This is a genomic window from Xanthomonas sp. WHRI 7064, assembly GCF_040202355.2.
Classification (GTDB): Bacteria; Pseudomonadota; Gammaproteobacteria; order Xanthomonadales; family Xanthomonadaceae; genus Xanthomonas; species Xanthomonas arboricola.
The window spans coordinates 1,424,658-1,437,853 of sequence record NZ_CP167821.1 but is presented as its reverse complement, the minus strand read 5'-3'; the positions used below and the strand labels follow the sequence as shown (position 1 = coordinate 1,437,853).

9 protein-coding genes are annotated in these 13,196 nt (G+C 66.5%); 2 read left to right on the top strand and 7 right to left on the bottom strand.

Translation table 11 applies throughout. The features are described 5' to 3' along the window. Positions 1 to 14: 14 nt before the first annotated feature. From ABQY74_RS06220 to lexA, 4 genes are all read right to left on the bottom strand, one after another. Positions 15 to 3,263 (bottom strand): error-prone DNA polymerase, encoded by a 3,249-nt coding sequence (locus ABQY74_RS06220; RefSeq protein ID WP_349794445.1) that lies wholly within the window; start codon positions 3,261 to 3,263, stop codon positions 15 to 17. A gap of 156 nt (positions 3,264 to 3,419) precedes the next feature. Further along, the gene (locus tag ABQY74_RS06215) at positions 3,420 to 4,838 is read right to left on the bottom strand and encodes a DNA polymerase Y family protein (RefSeq protein WP_104560793.1); all 1,419 of its coding nucleotides are present in this window, start codon (positions 4,836 to 4,838) and stop codon (positions 3,420 to 3,422) included. Positions 4,839 to 4,847: 9 nt separating this feature from the next. Further along, positions 4,848 to 5,501: a translesion DNA synthesis-associated protein ImuA gene (gene imuA, locus ABQY74_RS06210; protein ID WP_024938648.1), complete on the bottom strand. Its 654-nt coding sequence runs from the start codon at positions 5,499 to 5,501 to the stop codon at positions 4,848 to 4,850. A 1-nt stretch (position 5,502) separates the two neighbouring features. Then, entirely contained in the window at positions 5,503 to 6,108 is a 606-nt protein-coding gene (lexA, locus tag ABQY74_RS06205; RefSeq protein WP_184353228.1) for a transcriptional repressor LexA, read from the bottom strand. A 161-nt stretch (positions 6,109 to 6,269) separates the two neighbouring features. On the opposite strand from lexA, the gene ABQY74_RS06200 reads away from it, so the two are divergent. Together ABQY74_RS06200 and ABQY74_RS06195 are read left to right on the top strand one after the other, a co-directional pair. Then, positions 6,270 to 6,491 (top strand): AbrB/MazE/SpoVT family DNA-binding domain-containing protein, encoded by a 222-nt coding sequence (locus tag ABQY74_RS06200; RefSeq protein ID WP_016903820.1) that lies wholly within the window; start codon positions 6,270 to 6,272, stop codon positions 6,489 to 6,491. A gap of 9 nt (positions 6,492 to 6,500) precedes the next feature. Beyond that, positions 6,501 to 6,926 carry a type II toxin-antitoxin system death-on-curing family toxin gene (locus tag ABQY74_RS06195; protein WP_102254668.1) on the top strand — a complete coding sequence of 142 codons (426 nt, stop codon included), beginning with the start codon at positions 6,501 to 6,503 and terminating at the stop codon, positions 6,924 to 6,926. Positions 6,927 to 7,012: 86 nt separating this feature from the next. Here the strand turns inward: ABQY74_RS06195 and ABQY74_RS06190 are convergent, their stop codons facing one another. The 3 genes from ABQY74_RS06190 to ABQY74_RS06180 all read right to left on the bottom strand — a co-directional run bounded on the left by ABQY74_RS06190 (position 7,013) and on the right by ABQY74_RS06180 (position 12,917). Continuing rightward, on the bottom strand, positions 7,013 to 8,317 hold the full coding sequence (locus ABQY74_RS06190; protein ID WP_349794441.1) for a jacalin-like lectin: 1,305 nt from the start codon (positions 8,315 to 8,317) through the stop codon (positions 7,013 to 7,015). Positions 8,318 to 8,426: 109 nt separating this feature from the next. After that, positions 8,427 to 9,743, bottom strand: a complete 1,317-nt coding sequence (locus tag ABQY74_RS06185; protein WP_181109777.1) for a histidine-type phosphatase — start codon at positions 9,741 to 9,743, stop codon at positions 8,427 to 8,429. A 276-nt stretch (positions 9,744 to 10,019) separates the two neighbouring features. After that, the gene (locus ABQY74_RS06180; RefSeq protein WP_349794439.1) at positions 10,020 to 12,917 is read right to left on the bottom strand and encodes a TonB-dependent receptor; all 2,898 of its coding nucleotides are present in this window, start codon (positions 12,915 to 12,917) and stop codon (positions 10,020 to 10,022) included. Positions 12,918 to 13,196: the final 279 nt, after the last annotated feature.

Here is a 13,196-nt window from a genome sequence, read left to right as displayed (position 1 = left end):
GACCAGACAAAGCTTCAATGAAAATCGCGCGAGGGCAGCTGCATTTCGCCGAGCAGGTCGCTGAGGTCGTGCAGATCGCCGGCGATGAGATGCTCCACGCCGTCCACGCGCTCCCAGCGACCGCGGACGGCCAGCAGGCGCGATTCCAGCAGTGCGCGGCGGCGGCGCAACGCCAGGTGCGACCAGACGATGACGTTGATCATGCCGTGTTCGTCTTCCAGGGTGACGAAGATGGTGCCCTTGGCGGTGGCCGGGCGCTGGCGCTGGGTGACCAGGCCGGCGACGTGTACGCCGCTGCCATGACGGCGGCCCTGCAGTTCGCGCAGGCCGAGGATGCGCCGCTGCCGCATCTGCGGGCGCAGCAGCGCCATCGGATGCTGACGCAGACTCAGGCCGACCGCGCGATAGTCGGCCAGGATCTCCTCGCCTGCGCGCGGTGCCGCAAACTCCACCGGGCGTTCCTGCGGGCTGCCCGGCAGCAGCGGCCGACGCGCTTCCACGCCGGCCATCGCCCAGCGCGCGGCGTTGCGGTTGCCCACCATGCCCTGCAAGGCGCCGGCTTCGGCCAATGCCAGGCGCGCCTTTTCGTCGAGTGCGGCACGCAGGCACAGATCGCCGATATCGGCGAAGGCCCGCTGCGCGCGTGCCGCGGCAATGCGGTTGGCCACCACTTCCGATAATCCAGCGACCTGGCGCATGCCCAGCCGGATCGCCGGTTGTTCGCCGGGGTCTTGGTCGCTGCGCCAGGGCCGGCCACCGACCAGCGTGTTGTCCCAGACGCTGTGCAGCACATCCACCGGCAACACCTCCACGCGCGCACGCTCGGGACTGCCGCGGCGTGCGTCCTGCACGATCTGGCTGGCCGAATAGAAGCCCATCGGCTGCGCGTTGAGCAGCCCGCAGGCGAAGGCCGCCGGCTCGTGGCGCTTGAGCCAGCAGCTGGCGTAGACAAGCTTGGCGAACGAGGCGGCGTGGCTTTGCGGGAAACCGTAGGAACCGAAGCCCTTGATCTGCTCGAAGATCTGGTCGATGAAGGTGGAGGCGTAGCCTTTGCCTTCCATCAGCGCGCGAATCCGGGTCCGATGCGATTCCATATCACCACCGCGACGCCAGGCCGCCATCGAGCGGCGTAATTTGTCGGCATCGTCCGGGTCGTAACCGGCGTGAATCACCAGCTCCATCACCTGTTCCTGGAATAGCGGAATCCCCAATGTCGGCCCGAGAATTTTCTCTACACCTTCGGAGGGATAGCTGATCAGGCTCTTGTCTTTACGCCGCTGCAGATACGGATGCACCATGTCGCCCTGGATCGGCCCGGGCCGCACGATCGCCACTTCAATGACCAGATCGTAGAACTCTGCAGGTTTGAGCCTCGGCAGCATCGCCATCTGCGCACGCGACTCGATCTGGAACACGCCAACCGTATCGGCGCGCTGGATCATCTTGTAGGTAGCCGCATCCTCATCCGGCAACGTCGCCAACTCGTACTTGCGACCCCGATGGCCACGCACCAGGTCCAGCGTCTTGCGGATGCAGGTCAGCATGCCCAGCGCCAGGCAATCGACCTTGAGCAGCTTCATGGTTTCCAGATCGTCCTTGTCCCACTGGATGATGGTGCGGTCGGCCATGGCGGCGTTTTCCACCGGCACCAGCAGCGACAGGGGTTCGTCGGAGATGACGAATCCGCCGACATGCTGCGACAGATGGCGCGGGTGATCGCGCAGTTGCTCGGTCACCGCAAGAATCTTGTTGATCAGTGGATTGGCCAGATCGAACCCGGCCTCTTCGATGCGCTGTTCCATCGGCGTTTCGCCATTGCCCCAGCCGTAGCAATTGGCCAGCAACGCGATCTGGTCCGGCGGCAGGCCGAAGGCCTTGGCCACATCGCGCACGGCACTTTTGCCGCGATAGCAGATCACGGTGGCGGCCAGCGCAGCACGTTCGCGGCCGTACTTGTTGTAGACATATTGCAGCACTTCTTCGCGCCGTTCGTGCTCGAAATCCACGTCGATGTCAGGTGGCTCGTTGCGCGCCTTGGATAAGAAACGCGAGATCAACAATCGTGTCTTGATTGGGTCCACGGAGGTGATGCCGAGTGCATAGCACACTGCGGAATTGGCAGACGACCCCCTCCCCTGGCAAAGAATCTTGCGTAACCGCGCAAAATTCACCACATCGCGCACAGTGAGGAAGAAAGCCTCGTATTTCAGCTCGGCGATCAGCTCCAATTCTTTTTCGATGTCATCGCGTATCTTTTCCGGCACACCATCCGGCCACCGCTCGCGCATCCCCTCTTCGGTGAGCTGTCGCAGATAACTCGCCGGCGTATGCCCTTGCGGCACCAGTTCGCGCGGATAGGTGTATTCAAGCCTGGAGATATCGAAGCTGCAGCGCTGCGCCAGGTCCACCGTGGCCTGCAACAGCGCATCCGGATAGATGTTGCCCAAGGCACGCCGCGTGCGCAGATGGCGCTCGCCGTTGCGGAACAGGTGCGCGCCGCACTCGGCCAACGGCAAGCCGTGGCGGATGGCGGTCAGGGTGTCCTGCACGATGCGCTCGCGCCGCTGCGCCATATGCACATCGCCGCTGGCCAGAGCGGTCATGCCCAGTTGCTGCGCCAGCAGCTGCAGGGCGAGCAACCGCGCCGCATCGTCCTGTTCGCGATGCAGTTCCACCGCCAGGTATGCACGCTCGCCGAACACCTGCTGCAGCCAGGCGCCCTGCTCGGCCTGCGGCTGCGCACCGGGCAACCACAGCGCGAACACGCCGGGTTCCACAGCGCGAAACTGTGCCTCCACCTCGGCACGCCCGAGCCGATACGCACCCTTGCCTGCCGCACGCCGCGCGGTGGTGATCAGCGCGCACAACTGCGGATAGCCGTGCGCGTTTTCCACCAGCAGCACGAAGCGGGTGCCATCGACCAGGGTGAACTCGCTGCCGACGATCAGGCGCACGCCGGTGGCGCGCGAGGCTTCCAGGCCGCGCACGATGCCGGCCAACGAGCACTCGTCGGTGATCGCCAGGGCGCTGTAGCCGCAGTGTTGCGCGCGCATGAACAATTGTTCGGCGCTGGAGGCGCCGCGCAGGAACGAAAAATCCGACAGGCAGTGCAGCTCGGCATAGGCAGGCAGCCCATCGGCGACCATGGCATGGGCGATGTCGTCGTTTGCCGCGCGCAACCGTGCGGCGACCGTCCAGGCGCGCGGCATGCGCCCACCGGGCGTATCGCGGTCCACGCCGTCGACGGCGTCATCCCAGCTCATGCGCGCACCTCTTCGACATCGCGGCGCCGCCACACATGCGCTGCAGATCGACGCGCTGCGTTTGCCTCTTCGGTCCGTGGCATCGGACGCGTGCTGCACCGCTGCGATGACCAGCACCGCAGGCAACGCTCTGATGCTGCAAGGGCACGCAACCGATCATGCGAACCACCCGTGCAGCATCCAGCCATCGACATGGCCTGGCGCGGCAAACGCCCAGCCACGCCGGCCGCGCGCGGTTTCCACCACGTAGTAATCGCGGCGCGCCTCGTCGTCGTCCCACCAGCCGCTTTCCAGCCGCTCCGGGCCGGAGATGATGCGCAGCTGCGTCTCGTGCAGGGGCACCGGCTGCGGCAACAGCCAGGTCGGGCGCGGCGGACGCGGCGGTGCATGGGCTTCGCGCACTGCATCACCGATGGCGCGCCGCCAGGCACGTTCCGGGCGCGGGTCGTCGGCCGGCAGCACGCGGTACACCGCCTCATCGCCCAGCCGCGCGCGCAGGCGCTCGCGCAGCTGCGGCCACTCCACCGATTGCTGCGCACGTTGATCGAACAGATCCCGCATGGCCGGCACGAACGGTGGCAGCTGCCGCGCCAGCAGGCGCATCGCCACTACCGGGCGTGGAATCTCCACCCGCTCCAGCCGGTTGCGCGCAAGCTCGAACAACAGCGTCGGAGCGCGCTCCGGCGTCAGCAAGCCGATCTCGACATCGGTGGCGCCTTCCTCGTGTTCCAGCCGCAGCAGGAACCGTTGCACGCCGCCGTCGCGGATGGACAGGTAGGTGCACAGATCGCCGATGAGGCGCCGCAGCGGGAACAGCAGCGCCGGATGCATTTCCACCTCGTAGCCGAGCTCCACGCGCTGGTCGAAGTGGTCCGGTGGCGCGTAGCACTCCAGAGGGTCGTCGACCTGGCCGTAGAGGCGGTCCAGATGTTCTAGCAGGCCCGCACCGAACCGCCGGCGCAGCCCATCGCGCGGCAACGCGCGCACTGCCGCCAGCGTGCGCACGCCCATGTGTTGCAGGCGCTCGCCGGCATCGCCCGGCAACGCGGCGCGGCGTACCGGCACCTTGTCGAGCATGGTGTGCAGGGCCGGCAACTGCGTCACCACCATGCCATCGCGCAAACCGGCCAGCACGCGCGCGGCGCGCGGCGTAGGTGCCAGTGCAAGCCGGTGCCGGAAGCCCAAGGCCTGCAGTTCATCGCGCAGGCGGCGCTCGAAACGCGGCCATGGACCGAACAACCGAAAACTGGCACCGGCCTCCAGCACGATGGCACGCGACCATTGCTGGCTCACCAACGAACTGTGCCGGTACGCCCACGCCGCGAGAAACCGCTGCGTACGCGCCTCAGCCTGGGCCTCGTAATCGATGGTGCGTACATGGGACATCAGCGCATGCGCCGCCGACAGCCGCATGCCGGCTTTCAGGCCGGCGGCGGACGCCGCTGCATTGACCGAGTGCAGGCTGCGCAACTGCGCCGGCCCTTCCACCAACGCCAGCGCTGCGTCCGGCTCTTCCAGACGCCGGAGGACGGCGTCCAGCGCCAGCTGCGGCAGCAAGATGCAGGCCCACAACATGCGCGCGCCTCAATGCGCCAGCCGCAACGGCTGCGACGGGACCTGCCCGCCGCGGCACTTGCGCACCTGCCAGGCATCGCGCTCGGGCAGAAATTCCAGCCGTAATGCCGCCGGCGATGCATTGACCGCATGCTTGCGATCGCGCAACGCGAACGCGCAGCAGTTGCCGCTGTCGGCGGCGACCTGCAGCCGCCGCAATGCGCGTGCATCGCCGGTCTGCGGCCAGCCCAGCACCGCCGCGCATGCGCCACTGCGCAGGCATTGCTCGAACGCCCACAAGGCGTCGCGCGGCTCGGCCTGCACCACTTCCAGATGTTCCAGCACTACCCCGCCCGCCTGCCAGGCCGGCGCGTAGGGAATGAACGGCGGCGCCACCAGCACCACCCGGCTGCTGGCGCCGGTCATGCGCGCCAGCGTGGGCAACAACAAGGCGATCTCGCCCACGCCGTGCGCGGGCAGCAGCAACTCGGTCAGTGCCCGCCGCGGCCAGCCGCCATCGGGCAGCAGCGCATCCAGTGCCGCATGCCCGGTGGATTCGCCGCCATGGGCGATGGCGGTGCCACGACCCGCGCGCCACACCGTGCGTGCGGCCAGTAGGGCGTCCAGCGGCAGCGCCACTGCCGCGTTGCCGTCCTGCCTGATGCGCGCGGGCTCCTGGCTCATCTCAACCCTGCCGGATCAGACCGCAGTACAGTCCTTCGATCGCGAAGTCGGCATCGGCCGCCACCACGATCGGCGCATGCGCGCGGTTGCGCGGCAACAGGCGGATACGTTCGGCACCGCGCTCCAGCCGCTTGATGGTGATTTCACCATCCACCCGCGCCACCACGATCTGCCCATCGCGCGCCTCGCTGCTGCGATGCACGCCGACCAGATCGCCATCCAGGATGCCGTCGTCGATCATCGAATCGCCTTGCACCTGCAGCAGATAGTCCGGGCGCAACGAGAACAGCGTGCGGTCCAGCCACAACTGCCGGTCCAGGCCGATATCCGCCCCGATCGGCACACCGGCCGCCACCCGGCCCAGCACCGGCAAGGCCAGCAAGGCATCGCGCGCGGCCCCACCCGGCATGCGGATGCCACGCTTCTGATTGGGCAGCAGCTCGATCAACCCGGCCTCGGCCAGCGCCTGCACGTGCTTCTGCGCGGCATTGCGCGAGGCGAACCCGAACGCCTGCGCAATCTCGGCCAGGCTGGGCGACACCCCTGCACGGGCCTGCTCCTGCAGGAAAGCCAGCACCGCCTGACGCTTGGGGGAGAGAGAATCCATGGGAGTGCAACGGCCGGCCGGGACAAGGTGTACATTTGTACACCTATCAATCGCAGCAGGCGAGATTGGCCCATGCAGGTTGCTGAGCCGCTTCAGCCAGGACGGGCTTGTGATCGGCTGGAGGCGGAGTTATAACTTGCGTACTAACGAAGGCGTCGACCATGAAGCTCAAGATCACCTCCATCGGCAATTCCGCTGGCGTCATCCTGCCCAAGGAACTGCTCGCCCGCCTGCGCCTGGGCAAGGGCGACGAACTCTATGCACTGGAAACGCCCGACGGCATCAAGCTGACCGCGTTCGACCCGACCCTGGCCGCGCAGATGGATGTGGCCGAGCAGGTGATGCGCAACCGCCGCGCGCTGCTGCACAAGCTGGCGCAATAAGGCTCGACCATGATCGTCTGGATCGAGCGGCCACTTGTCCTGGCCATCCACGATCGCCAGCTGGCCGAACACGGCGGCGGCAACGGCGTGCGCGACGACGCCCTGCTCGACTCGGCGCTTGCCAGGCCAAAGCAACTGCTGTCCTACGGCGAGCCGCCACCGGATCTGGCTGCGCTTGCCGCCAGTCTTGCCTACGGATTGGGCCGCAACCATCCGTTTGTCGACGGCAACAAGCGCACTGCCGCCGTCGCTTGCGAAACCTTCATCGTGCTCAATGGTGCGACCTTGGTCGCCGATGATCTGGAACTCTACGGTTTCTACATCGGCCTGGCCGATGGCTCACTCGATGAAGCGGCCTGCGCCGCGTGGTTGCGCTCACGCCTGCGCTTGCGGCATCCAGATCGCGTGCACGAATCGGCGCCGTCATATGGGTGACTGGTAGCCCGGCAAGCCTACAGTGCAGAAGCCATCCATGGCGCACATCGCTGCCCTGCCGCTGTCACTGAAAACAGCGTCAGCGCCTAGTCCTTCGCATACATCACCCCCAGCTTGTCGATCTCCTCACCCGCGCGGCCGGTGAAACCTGCGATATGCCAGCCGCTGGGAGCGGTCAGCGTGTAGCTCTCGCTGGTCGGGCTGCCCACCTGCACGCTGCGGCCTTTGTTGGTGCGCAGGCTCAGCGAGAACAGGCGGGTGCGGTCGTTGTACTTGCCCACAGTGAAGGTGGCCGAGGACAGCGTTTCGTTGGCACCCAGCGACAGTGTGGTCGCCTGCCCGCCGCTGCCGCCATGCGCGAGCAGCTTGCCGCTGTCGAGGATCACGCCGACGCCATCCAGGCGCGCACCGCCGCGCAGGGTCACGCCACTGAGCGGACGCACGCCAGGATTGCCGGCCAGATCGTTGAACGGAACGCCATGCGGACCACCGAACTGGTCGCTGGTGCGCAATTGGTCGCCCACGGCCCATCCGAATTGCGCATGCAGCGGGTAGTGGTCGGACAGCGGCTTGCCGGCGCTGTCGTAGAAGCCGCCGCCATCGAGCTGGTAACGGTTGGCCACCAGGGTCAATTGCGGCGCGTCGCGGTACAGGATCTTGTCGACCACTTCGCAGCTATTGGTGGGCGGCGTGCCGCACAACAGCGGTGCGGCGCCGGCCGCCGGTGCTGCGCCCTTGATCAGCTCCACCCACGGATCGGTCAAACCGTTGGAGGCGATCAACTCGCGGATGTTGTCGTCGCTGCGGGTGTAGCGCGTATTGGAATCCATCATCACCAGCACCGCATTGCCGGCCGACCAGGTCTGGATGAACTGCGAGAGCTGGCCGATATTGGCGCGACGTGCGGACAGGTCGCCCGCTTCGACCCCGGCATTGGGATGCGCGTTGTAGACGTCCAGCAACACGCCGTCGGCCAGGCGCACGCGCATGTAACTGAAACCCTTCGGGGTCAGGCAGTCGGTGCCGTTGCACTGGCTCCACTTGACCCGGGTGAAGTCGTTGAAGGGATAGTTGCTGAGCGTGTTGAGCCCGTCGCCGAACGCGGCACCGCCACTGGTGGCAGTGCGGTAGGGATGCGCGTCGCCGGCGTACAGCGTGGCGTGATAGTTGAAGTCTTCCTGCACGTTGACCAGCCCGTAAGGCGCCAGTTTCGGTGCGAGCAGTGCGGTGTTGATGGCCGGCGTTCCGCTGGACAGGCCTTCGGGCAGGCCGGCGACGTTGTAGGTCAGTACGTCGAGTAGGCCGACGTCCGTTTGCGCCTGTGCGATGCCTGCGCAGGCAAGACCGAGAGTGATTGCGAGACTGACGAGAGTACGTCGCTGGTGGAGCATAAATCGCCTCTTGCAGTGGTGAGAAACAGCGGCTGGCACGGTGGCCAGGGAAACGGCGCCGATGCGCCGATGCAACCACATGCGCCGGTCGCGGCCGGCGCGCGCGGCGTCATTCGCTCAGGTAATGCGGGTCGATCGCGGCGTCGATCAATGTCGCCAAGGTTGATAGCGGGCAGTCGTACTCCGGGGTGGCGCTGCTGCAGCCGGGAATGAACACCGGCGATGACGGCGGCGGCACCTGCGGTGTCAGCGCGCGGCGTTCGCGCAGTTGCGCCAGCGTCTGCGCGGTGTAGCGCAGGCGGATCACGCGCTGCCCATCGGCACGCAGCCAGCGCTCGAAGACCAAGGCGCCGCCAGGCACGGTCTGGTCGGGTTGGTAACCGGGCAACTGCCAATGCAGATCGAACATGCCGGCCAGCAGCGTCAGCGTGCCGTCGTGACCGGATAGCACCACCAGCCGTGCATCGCCACCGATCGGCGTGGCCTGCGATGGATTGCGATTGCCACTGGCGACACTGCCTTGCTGCAACGTCGCCAGCAGCCGCGCCGCCAGCGGCGTACTGGCCATGCGCGCTACCGTCGGCGCACGCAGGCGCAGCGCGAACTCGGCCTGATGCGGGGCGAACGCACGCAGCAGACTGGCTTCGTCCACGCCTTGCCATCCCAGCCCGGCAAAGTCCTGGCCGTCGGCCCAGCCCATCAACAGGCTTTCGCTGATGCCGGAGGCTGCCGGTGCCGGGCCTTCGACACCGGCGATTCCGTCGTGGGCAGCGCCCATGCCTGCGGGCACCGCATCCAGGCGTTGCTTGCCGGCACCGGCCCGGGTCGGGCACGGCCGCTGCGCGCACTGCAGCAACAGTTGCTGCAAGCTGTCGATCGCATCGCGTTGCGCCGCGTTCCAGGCGACCACATCGCCGCCGACGCGGCCGGCGATGGCCGCGCGCATCAATGCCGCCGCAGCGGGTTGTCGCAATGCCCGCGCGCCGTCGAACAGTGGATCGGACGCGTCATCGGCCACGTGGTGCACCGTGTTCGTACACCCCGGGGTGAGCGTGCTTGCCAACGCACGCGCCGAGGCGATTGTGCGCTGGGTGCGATTGGCCCAGTAATAGACATTGGCGCAGCCATCGCCATCGAACAGACCCAGCGGCGTGTAACGGGCGCGGTAATAGGCACCGAATAATGCCTCCAGACGCGCACCGTTTGCGGTCAGGTGGCCGGCCGGCACATCGAAGCGTGGCCAGGGACGTGCGGAATAGCGACCCAGTTGTTCCGGGCTGGACATCGCCGCACGCACGCCGTGGCGCTTGAGGATCACGACTTTTTCAAGCGTTTCCGACGTGGTGGCGGCATGCACTACCGGCATGGCTAGGCCGGCCACGATCAAGACAAAAAAACCGATACAGCTACGAAGCAGTAATGACATGAGTGGTCTCAACACGTGATGCAGCTGTTGCACACCGCGATACGCGGCGATGTGGGGCTGGCAACAGCGCCACAGCCGAAGCCATGGCCCTTGCAGATGGCGCCTTGCAGCAAGGCGCCCGGTGGCGGCATTGGCTGCCGCCAACAAACTGGATCGGCGATCACGACGGCTGCGCTCGTCGCAAGGCCTCCATGGCCGCATGTCACGCGCAAGCGCAGCGTCCCGGGGTGCACAGCGCACGTCGCTGGCAACTGCCCGTCAGGTCTCCAGCCCTTTTTAAAACCGCGCGCGCAACCCCAGCGACCAGGTGCGGCCGTAGTCGGTATAGCCGCCGAACAAGTGATCGCCAACGAACTGGCGCTGCACTTCGCCAGTGAGATTGATCGCGTTGACGAACACCGAGAGCGTGTCGTTGACCTTGTAGGCGACATTGGCATCCAGGCTGCCGAACCGGTCGCTGTTGAGCGTGGCCACATTGGCGGTACCCACCGCGTTGAGGATGTCGTCGCTCCAGCTGTAGCTGACGCGTGCCATCAACGGCCCCTTCTCGTAGAACAGCACGGCGTTGTAGGTGTTCCTGGCCACGCCTTCCAGGCTGTCGGTGAAGCTGCCGGTGCCGTCGTGATAGGTCGCCTTGCTGTCGGTCCAGGTGTAGTTGAGCTGCATGCCCAGGCCGTCCAGCGGCGACGGCAGGCCGCTGAAGACCTGCTGATACGCCACTTCCGCGCCTTGCACCATCGCCTTGCTGCCGTTGGTCTTGGACGACAGCAGATAGGTCTGGCCTTGGTAAACCAGGTTGGACATCTGGGTCTGGATGAAGCTGGAGATGTCCTTGTAGAACAGGCCACCGGTCAGTGCCGAGGTGCCGTCGATGTACCACTCGAAGGTCAGGTCGTACTGCCATGCCTCGAACGGCTGCAGCGCTGGGTTGCCGCCGCTGGCGGTGAGGCGTTCGCCACTGGAATTGAAGGTCAGCTTGGACGACAGATCGGTGAGGTCCGGGCGCGTGATCACCTTGGCCGCGGAAGTCCGCAGCACCATGTCCTCGCGCACGTCCCAGGCCGCGTTGAACGAAGGCAGCACATTGGTATAGCTGCGCTCGAAATGCACCGGCTGTGCGCTGCCGTTGACATCGGCATGGCCATCGGTGGCCTGCTCGGTGCGCACCACGCGCGCGCCGACATTACCGCGCAGTTCGCGGCCCGCCAGCTGGGTGGCGAAGTTGCTCATCGCGTACGCCGAGGCGATCTTTTCCTGCACCTCGTAGGAATTCTGCAGGTCGGCGCTGTTGGGCGTGTTGCTCAGATCGGCGCTGGTCGGCCAATTGCCCCAGAACGCGGATTCGATCGGCGCCAGCCATTGCCGCGGCAGGTTGCCGTTGGCGTCCGACAGCATGTCGCCCACCGGCAACGCGGTGAAATAGCTGCCCGGGAAACGTACCCCGGCAATGCTGTTGAGCAGCAGGTCGGCGCGATCGTAGGTGCGCGAGCGCTGGCGGTACTTGGCGCCCACCTTGACATCGCGGAAGAAGCTGCCGTCGAGTATGCGCCTGGCATCGAACTGCAGCGCGTTTTCCTTGTCGCGCGCATCGATCTCGCGCCATTCCAGCCGGCGCCCTGCCACGGTGGCCGGGTTGGTCGGATCGAAGCCGTTGGTGAAGCTCCAGTCCGGCACGTTGTCGCCGTCGGCTTGCGGCATGTCCACGCGCATCGACAGGTTGGTGCCGCTGCGCAGACGGGTGCGCCGGATCGGATCGGAGTCGTAGCTGTGCGCCTGCGAGTGGAACGCCACTGCGCCCAGCGTCCACTGGTCGCCGCTCCAGGTGCTGGACAGGCGTGCACTGCGATTGTCGTCGGTGATGCCGGAGGTCTCGCGCGAGATCTGCACCTGGCCGTTGCGATAATCGAAGCCGGCGATACCGCCGTTTTGCACCCGCAGATTACTCAGCTTGGCCAGGCTGTCGAAGCCCACGCCCATGCTGTATTCGTCGTAATGCACGGTTTGCTTGGCGTAGAGCAGATCCAGATTGGTCTCCCACGCCGCGCTGGGCTTCCATTGCAGCGAGGCCGCCACGCCGGTGCGCTCGCGCTCTTCCAGTTCCAGCGTCGGGCGCAGGCCGGTGGGGACGTAGTTGGCACCGGGCACACCCGGCACGCCGTTGCGGTAGTAGTCCCAGCTCACCTCGTTGACGCGGTCCTGGCGTAAGGTGCGTTGCGCATATGCACCGGAGATCAGCATGCCGAAGGTACCCTCGGCATTGACCCAGTTGAACAGCCCGGAGACGCGCGGATCGTTAGCCTGGGTGCGCTGGGCCTGGCTGGATTCCAGCGATACGTTGGTCAGCGTCTTGCCCAGCTCCAGCGGGCGGAATGTACGCACGTTGACGATGCCGCCGATGGCGCCTTCGTCCAGGTCGGCGGTGGGGCTCTTGATCACGTCCAGCCCGGAGACCAGTTCGGCCGGCAGCGTGTCGTAGCGGAATTGCCGCCCGGTCTGGCCGGAGGTGCGCACGTTCTCGTTGACCGCCATGGTCTGGCCGTTGAGCGTGGTGACCTGGAAATTCGGGCCCAGGCCGCGTACGCGCACGTACACGCCTTCGCCGCGGTCGCGCACGATCGACACGCCCGGCACGCGCTGTAGCGCCTCGGCCACGTTCTGCGCGGGCAGCTTGCCGATGTCTTCGGCGGCGATCACATCCACCACGCTGTCGGCGTAGCGTTTCTGGCGCAACGCGGCGCTGAGGCTGCCGGCGTAACTGCCGAGCACCTGGATGCTGTCCAGTTCCTGCACCGGCGCGTCTGCACGCGGCACCGGTGCCGTGGCGACCGCGGCCGTTGCCGGAGCCGCTGGCGGCAGGCCGGGCGCCGGCTCGGCGGTTTCGATCGTCACCGTGGTCGCATCGAGATAGCGGTAGCGCAGGCCGGTACCGTCGAGCAATTGTTGCAGGGCCTGCTCGGGTGCGACGCCGGCCGCGGTGGCGCGGGTCTGCGGGTTGCCGGCCACGCCGGCGGCATAGACAAACTGCAGCCCGGTCTGGCGCGACAGCGCATTGAGCGCGCGCGCCAGTGGCTGGGCCGGAATCGCCTCGACCGCGACGGTGGCAGCAGCCGTCTGGGCGCCAGCGGTACCGGCGTGCAGGGCGAGAGCGATCGAAAGAAACAACGTACGGCGCATCGTGAAATCCAGTAGGGGAGGAAGCAATGCGCAACATCACCCGCCACGCGGGAATGCTGCGTTGTACCTGGACTACGAGCATCGACAGCGACGATCGGGCACCGTTTTTTGATGAATTTTCTGTGACATCTGCACAGGCACCGAACGGTGCGGGCGCGACGCACGGCATCTGCATCGCGCTGCGCCTTGCATGCACGCGAGGACGTGAGGTCTTGCATGTGCGTGGACGCAGCCGCAGACGGCCATCGGTACGCACGCGGCGCAATGGCATCGGCAACC

Excerpts from the sequence above, each read along its gene's own strand:
- ABQY74_RS06220 (WP_349794445.1), bottom strand. The coding sequence starts at position 3,263 with ATGAGCTGGGATGACGCCGTCGACGGCGTGGACCGCGATACGCCCGGT.
- ABQY74_RS06215 (WP_104560793.1), bottom strand. The coding sequence starts at position 4,838 with ATGTTGTGGGCCTGCATCTTGCTGCCGCAGCTGGCGCTGGACGCCGTC.
- imuA (WP_024938648.1), bottom strand. The coding sequence starts at position 5,501 with ATGAGCCAGGAGCCCGCGCGCATCAGGCAGGACGGCAACGCGGCAGTG.
- lexA (WP_184353228.1), bottom strand. The coding sequence starts at position 6,108 with ATGGATTCTCTCTCCCCCAAGCGTCAGGCGGTGCTGGCTTTCCTGCAG.
- ABQY74_RS06200 (WP_016903820.1), top strand. The coding sequence starts at position 6,270 with ATGAAGCTCAAGATCACCTCCATCGGCAATTCCGCTGGCGTCATCCTG.
- ABQY74_RS06195 (WP_102254668.1), top strand. The coding sequence starts at position 6,501 with ATGATCGTCTGGATCGAGCGGCCACTTGTCCTGGCCATCCACGATCGC.
- ABQY74_RS06190 (WP_349794441.1), bottom strand. The coding sequence starts at position 8,317 with ATGCTCCACCAGCGACGTACTCTCGTCAGTCTCGCAATCACTCTCGGT.
- ABQY74_RS06185 (WP_181109777.1), bottom strand. The coding sequence starts at position 9,743 with ATGTCATTACTGCTTCGTAGCTGTATCGGTTTTTTTGTCTTGATCGTG.
- ABQY74_RS06180 (WP_349794439.1), bottom strand. The coding sequence starts at position 12,917 with ATGCGCCGTACGTTGTTTCTTTCGATCGCTCTCGCCCTGCACGCCGGT.